Below are 3,339 nucleotides of genomic sequence, written 5' to 3'. Positions count from 1 at the left end.
CCGATGGATCTGCTGGCTTGCAGCCGCGCCATTGAGAAGCCGGAAAATCGGCTGTATTTGCGACGTTTCCTGGGTTCTCTCAAACCAAAAGTACACGCCAAGGCCAAAATATTTCCCGAAAAAATCGACGCTGCAAAGTACTCCAAGGTCAAAACCTTCTACGACTTCGACCATATCTACACCGCCGCGCTTCACGGATTCGATGGCGCAGAAGACTATTACAAACAGAATAGCGCCAAGTTTTTTGTGGAAAATATTGCTATCCCTACCTTGATCGTCAATGCGTTGAACGACCCGCTCGTTCCGGCGGAGAGTCTGCCGCAGGATGTTATTGCCAGAATGCCCAACGTGTGGCTGGAACTGACCGAGGCAGGTGGACACTGCGGCTTTCTGGATGCCGGGACAAAAGACGGTTTATATTGGTCGGAGAGTCGGGCTTTAGAATTTTTGGCGGGGGATTCCCGCATCCTTTCGTAATTTTGCGCCCTTCGTAGCAGTCATCCCTAAAAAAGCGGCGACCCGTTTCGCCCCAGAACCTTCCCATGTTGACCCAAACTTTGAACCCTACTCATATTGTAATTGACTTCGACAGTACTTTCACCAAAGTGGAAGGGCTGGATGAACTAGCCCAAATTGCCCTGGCCGGGCAAGATGATCGCGAGGTACGCGTCCAACAAATTCGAGACCTGACCGACCAAGGAATGAACGGCGAGATGCCCTTCGCCGAAGGCCTGCGCCGTCGTATCGCGCTGCTGTCGGCCAACAGATCTCACATCGACCTCTTGATCGACTACTTGCGAACCAAAGTCTCCGAGTCCTTTCTGCGCAATAAGGCTTTCATCACTGACAACGCTGACCATATTTATGTCGTTTCGAGCGGCTTCAAGGAATTTATCGTACCCATTGTCACGGAATTGGGCGTTCGTGCCGACCACGTTTTTGCCAACGATTTCTTGTTTGATGAAGAGGGAAATATCGTGGGGGTAGACAAAGAAAATGTCCTCGCTTCCGATGGTGGTAAAATAAAATTGCTGCGTACGCTGAATTTGGTCGGCGATGTGTACGTCATAGGCGATGGCTACACGGATTATGAACTCCGTGAGTCTGGTCTGGCCAACCGCTTCTATGCCTTTACGGAAAACGTCAACCGCCCACGGGTAGTCGAGAAAGCCGATCACGTTTCGGGTTCTTTGGATGAGTTTTTGTACGATAATAAGCTGAGCCGCAGCCAGTCTTATCCTAAAAGTCGGATCAAGGTACTTTTGCTGGAAAACGTCCACCCGGCGGCGGTAAAAGCTTTTGAGCAGGAAGGTTTCAATGTAGAGTTCCTGAAAGGCGCATTGGACGAAGACGAACTCTGCGAGCGTATCCGGGACGTGTCCATCATCGGCATTCGGTCCAAGACTCACCTGACCAAAAAGGTACTGGAAAGCGCCAACCGCCTGATGGCGATCGGGGCGTTTTGCATCGGTACCAACCAAATCGACCTCGAAACGGCTACCGAACGTGGCGTGGCGGTATTCAATGCGCCTTACTCCAACACCCGCTCGGTAGTGGAACTGGCCATCGGTCAGATGATTATGCTCATCCGCAAGATTTTCCCTAAAAGTACCTCGATGCACCAGGGAATTTGGGATAAGTCGGCCAGTGGTAGCTACGAAATTCGGGGTAAAAAACTGGGTTTGGTGGGTTATGGCAACATAGGATCGCAGTTGTCGGTCGTGGCCGAGGCGTTGGGTATGGAGGTGTACTTCTACGATGTCGTGGATCGCCTGGCTATTGGCAACGCCCGCAAAGTCAGTTCTATGGCGGAGTTGTTCGCTATCGCTGACGTTATCAGCCTGCACGTAGATGGCCGCAAGGACAATTCCTATATCATCGGCAAGGAACAATTTGACCAAATGAAGGATGGCGTAATTTTTCTGAATCTTTCCCGCGGTCATGTGGTAGAAATCGACGCGCTGGCCGCTGCCATCAAAAGCGGAAAAATCGCCGGAGCTGCCGTGGATGTTTTCCCTAAAGAACCCAAGACGAACAACGAAGCCTTCGAGAGCGAATTGATTGGCCTGGATAATGTCATTCTATCGCCTCATATTGGGGGAAGTACCGAAGAAGCCCAGGAGAACATAGGCCATTATGTACCCGCCAAACTATTGGAATACATTAACAACGGCAGTAGCTACGGTAGTTATAATTTCCCCGAGGTGCAACTCCCGAAACTAGGTGATTCGCACCGCTTATTGCACGTCCATGCCAATGTGCCGGGCGTACTCGCTAAACTGAACAGCATATTCGCCAAGCACAACATCAATATTACGGGTCAATACCTGAAAACCAACGAAACCATCGGCTACGTCATCGCCGACATTTCCAAAAAATATTCCGAAGAATTCATCCGCGAACTCAGAGCAGTAGACGGGACGATTCGGTTTAGAATGTTGTATTAAAAGAGGCACAAAGGGGCAAAGTTCCAAAGGCATAAAGTTTACGAGAGCATATCTCAAAATATATAAAATCAGGCGTCAGCCCTGCTTTGTGCCTATGTGCCTTTGCCCCTTTGTGCCTTGAGAAAACTGCCACCATACACCCAAATGCCACAAACCTTCTTCACTCCCGGCCCCGCCGCACTTTACCCTACTTTCGAGAAGCACCTGAAAAGCTTCGTAGATCGGCAATTGGGTTCCATTTCGCACCGCAGTCAGCAGTACCGTGACTTGCATAAATTCACGGTGGAGCAGTTGCGAACATTGCTTTCCATCCCCGACACGCACCAGATTATGTTTTTGGGCTCGGCGTCGGAAACCTGGGAGCGGATTCTGCTGAATTGCGTCGAACACGAGAGCTTTCACCTGGTCAATGGTTCGTTTTCGCAGAAATTCCGAGATTACGCCAACGCTTTGCGTAAGTACACGCACAGCATTGAAAAGCCGATGGGTGAAGGCTTCGAGGCCGCCGAAATCACAGTGCCTGAGTATGCCGAAATCATTTGCACTACCCACAACGAAACCAGTTCGGGCGTGCAGATGCGGGTGAGCGATATTCACAAATTGAAAAGCAAGTACCCCGACAAACTCTTGGCTGTGGACATGGTATCGTCCGCGCCTTATCCAGCGTTGGATTACGGCCTGGTGGACACTGCGTTTTTTTCCGTCCAAAAAGCCTTTGGAATGCCCGCCGGACTCGGCGTGTGGATCGTGAGTGAAAAGTGCCTCGCCAAAGCCGAACGCTTGAAACAGTACGACAATCTGACTATCGGTGCGCACCATGATTTGCCTACGCTTTGGAAGTTTGCCCAGAAACACGAAACACCCGCCACGCCCAACGTGCTGGCGATCTATA

At 50.7% G+C, this 3,339-nt stretch carries 3 protein-coding genes; all 3 read left to right on the top strand.

Translation table 11 applies throughout. The features are described 5' to 3' along the window. The coding region (locus tag ACEW8P_RS13475) for a YheT family hydrolase (RefSeq protein ID WP_373513598.1) at window positions 1–477 on the top strand (477 nt) is incomplete at its 5' end. A 65-nt stretch (window positions 478–542) separates the two neighbouring features. Next, window positions 543–2,447, top strand: a complete 1,905-nt coding sequence (gene serA / locus ACEW8P_RS13470; protein WP_373513597.1) for a phosphoglycerate dehydrogenase — start codon at window positions 543–545, stop codon at window positions 2,445–2,447. 144 nt (window positions 2,448–2,591) lie between these two features. After that, on the top strand, window positions 2,592–3,339 hold a 748-nt coding region (locus tag ACEW8P_RS13465), incomplete at its 3' end, for an aminotransferase class V-fold PLP-dependent enzyme (RefSeq protein WP_373513596.1).

Source organism: Persicitalea sp., assembly GCF_041751555.1.
Classification (GTDB): Bacteria; Bacteroidota; Bacteroidia; order Cytophagales; family Spirosomataceae; genus Persicitalea.
The sequence above is the reverse complement of the archived record's forward strand: the minus strand, read 5'-3'. Positions and strand labels throughout refer to the sequence as shown.

Bases quoted from the DNA above. Each gene is read 5' to 3' on its own strand.
- serA (WP_373513597.1), top strand. From the start codon at position 543: ATGTTGACCCAAACTTTGAACCCTACTCATATTGTAATTGACTTCGAC.